Origin of the sequence: Bacillus cereus group sp. BfR-BA-01379 (assembly GCF_022663605.1) — a bacterium.
Classification (GTDB): domain Bacteria; phylum Bacillota; class Bacilli; order Bacillales; family Bacillaceae_G; genus Bacillus_A; species Bacillus_A mobilis.
This window is the reverse complement of the sequence record NZ_JAKUFT010000344.1, coordinates 1-213: the sequence shown is the minus strand read 5'-3', so window position 1 is coordinate 213 and position 213 is coordinate 1. Positions and strand designations below refer to the sequence as shown.

Genomic DNA, 213 nt, shown 5'->3' with positions numbered 1-213 from the left:
AAAACGAAACACGGAAACTTATATTGATGAACAGCGTTCATCAATTCTCCATAGAAAGGAGGTGATCCAGCCGCACCTTCCGATACGGCTACCTTGTTACGCCTTCACCCCAATCATCTGTCCCACCTTAGGCGGCTGGCTCCAAAAAGGTTACCCCACCGACTTCGGGTGTTACAAACTCTCGTGGTGTGACGGGCGGTGTGTACAAGGCCC

The 213-nt window shown here is 51.6% G+C and carries 1 rRNA gene; it reads right to left on the bottom strand.

The window, feature by feature from the left end:
- Positions 1 to 54: 54 nt before the first annotated feature.
- Positions 55 to 213 (bottom strand): 16S ribosomal RNA (locus MR113_RS28170); the annotation flags it as partial.